This window comes from cf. Phormidesmis sp. LEGE 11477 (genome assembly GCF_015207105.1).
Classification (GTDB): Bacteria; Cyanobacteriota; Cyanobacteriia; order Phormidesmidales; family Phormidesmidaceae; genus Phormidesmis.
On the sequence record NZ_JADEXO010000232.1, the window covers coordinates 1 to 2,536 of the forward strand.

General features: G+C 50.9%; 2 protein-coding genes. One reads left to right on the top strand and one right to left on the bottom strand.

Going from position 1 to position 2,536, the window contains the following annotated elements:
- Positions 1-9: 9 nt before the first annotated feature.
- Positions 10-1,392, bottom strand: coding sequence for an IS4 family transposase (locus IQ256_RS28845; protein ID WP_193859121.1), 1,383 nt, complete (start codon positions 1,390-1,392; stop codon positions 10-12).
- Positions 1,393-1,590: 198 nt separating this feature from the next.
- Between IQ256_RS28845 and IQ256_RS28850 the strand changes: the two genes are divergently transcribed.
- Positions 1,591-2,433 (top strand): IS5 family transposase, encoded by an 843-nt coding sequence (locus IQ256_RS28850; protein ID WP_193859122.1) that lies wholly within the window; start codon positions 1,591-1,593, stop codon positions 2,431-2,433.
- Positions 2,434-2,536 lie beyond the last annotated feature (103 nt).

Genomic DNA, 2,536 nt, shown 5'->3' on the forward strand with positions numbered 1-2,536 from the left:
CCAGCCCTTTCAAGGTGCTTTCTTTTCGGCTTTAGCTTTGGCGAGTAGTCGAGCGGTAGAGACATGCGGCTTCTTTTTGTCGTACTTAGGCTTGGGTATCTTTTTCTTTGGCCCTCTAGGATGGGAGCGAAATTTAGAGAGTTCTACCTGGGTTGTCAATTCTATGAGCAGGTGAGCGGTGTCTTCTAAGTTCAACTGTGCTAGCGTCAGCCACTCGGTCGGTGGAATGGCAATCATCATGCCATCATGAACCCGACGAATTTCATCAGCTAGATAATAGGGAGAGAGACCAGCTTCAATCTTGTCAGCGCCGTGAACAGTGCGTAGCGCCGCTTTGAGCACGGCCAACAAGTTGTAGCAAATCAGGGCCATACAAAAGCCAAATAAAGCAGCCCTTGGATAGGCAAGGGTATTAATTTCGCCGCGAAAGCACTGATCTAGCACCTGAAATAACCGCTCTACTCGCCACCTTTTTTGATAAAGCATGGCAATCTTGAGCGCTGAGGCATCGTGCGCTGGCAGATTAGACAGAATAGCAATTTCAAGGTCACTGTCTCGAGTGGGATGCTTTAAGCGCACCACAATGCGTCTGAGCGTCATCGTCAGGCTCTGATTTAACGTGAGCTGAATCGACTGTTCTAATACCGCGCCCGTTTCGTTATCCCCCCGCTTTACCAAGTCATTGAGTGATGTCCAAGGTAAGTTGCCATGTTGCCGAATCACGAAACTGCCACCGCGAGCGTGCAAGCCAAAGAGAAAACCCAGCGTACAAAAGTTACGGTCTGCAATCCACAGGTCACGGCTCATCACAGTGGCGAGCACCCGACTCAAAAGCGCCCGTTCTTGGGTATGACCATCCTCACAGGCAAAGACATCTATCGCCAGCATTAAGGCAGGATCTAAAATTACCAAGGCATGACCCGGCAAGGGTGCACTGCCCATTTGGCGCAGTACGTCTAAGCGACGCTCAGTCGCAGCCAAATGATTTCCGTCGAGAATCTTCACCCGATAGCCTGCCAGCAGGGCGGGTAGCTCACCACGCAGTTGCACGATGAGGGCTTGGGCTTGGCTTACTGACCGACGGACTAACGCTTCGATAATCGGCGGTTCTAGTCCATTGAGTTTGTTGTACACCGATTGAACCCTGACCCCGATTCCTTTCGTCTTTGACTGATAGGCCGCATTGATAGACGGACTGATGCCACACACCACCAAACTCATCAGCGTCACTACTGTCGAAAACAATAAGTCTCGGTGGTACTGCCGCTGGGCATATTGCTCGAATAATTCATCAACGTCGTCCGCTGATAAGCTTTGTTCTAACAATATCCTTAGCATCACTGTCAGCGGACTTTCGACAACGAAACGCTCAAACACCTCTGCTAAAATCATGGCAAATCCACCGACTATGATGCGCTACTGAGCACATCATTCAACCAATTGACAGCGGCGATTCGATTGCTCCAAACATCTTAACAACCGTTGAACTTGGCGGTAGTGCTTGAGAGGCTGTATGAAAAGGTGAAAGTGGAGTAAAAAAGCTCACTCGGACTAAGCTGTGTTTACTTACAAACCAGCGTCAAGCGAGCCATGACTAAAGCATACTCTAGCAATCTGACCCAAGACCAATTTGAACTCATTGAGCCGTTGATTCCACCCGCTAAACCAGGTGGTCGGCCGCGTGAAGTCGATATGTGGGCGGTGATAAACGCTATCTTGTACGTGGTTGTACAAGGCTGTAAGTGGCGAGATATTCCGGGTGACTTACCGCCTTGGCCAACAGTCTATACCTACTTCCGCAACTGGCGAGACGATGGTACCTGGGTAGCCATTCATGACCGATTACGCGGTTGGACCAGAGCCGATAGCAATCGCGTCGAGAGCCCATCAGAAGCCATACTCGACTCTCAGAGCGTGACCACCGCAACGATGGTAAACGAAGCGGTTGGCTACGACGGTGCCAAGAACCGTAAGGGTCGAAAGCGCCATACCGTAGTGGATACGCTCGGACTGGTACTGCGTGTTGTAGTCACTGCTGCCAGTGTGCCTGAACGCGCAGGCGGCAAACAAGTCCTGACGAAAGTTCGCGAGATGGGTAAAAGTGTTTCGAGACTGTCTGTGATTTGGGTTGATGGTGGTTATAGCGGTGTGACCCCGCGTCGATTTGCGGCGCTAGGGAACGCACACCAAGACAGCGGTCAACCGTTCCTTCGCTGGGCGATGGACACCCTCCGATTTATCATCTGGATGGTGCTGCGCCCCGAACAATCTAAGGGGTTTGTTCTTCTCAAGAAACGGTGGGTCGCCCCGAGAACGTTTGGCTGGTTCAACTGGTACAGACGATTGAGCAAGGACTATGAACGACAACCGGCTTCATCCGAGGCGATGATCTACATTGCCATGATTCGGCTGATGGCTAGGCGCTTAGCCTGATTTGATACCTGCGATGGCTTTTCATACAGCTTCTGAAACCCCTACTTAGACTCGCTTTTAGAGATCATTAAGCTACGCTCAAATTACCTTTAGAGGGCTGGTT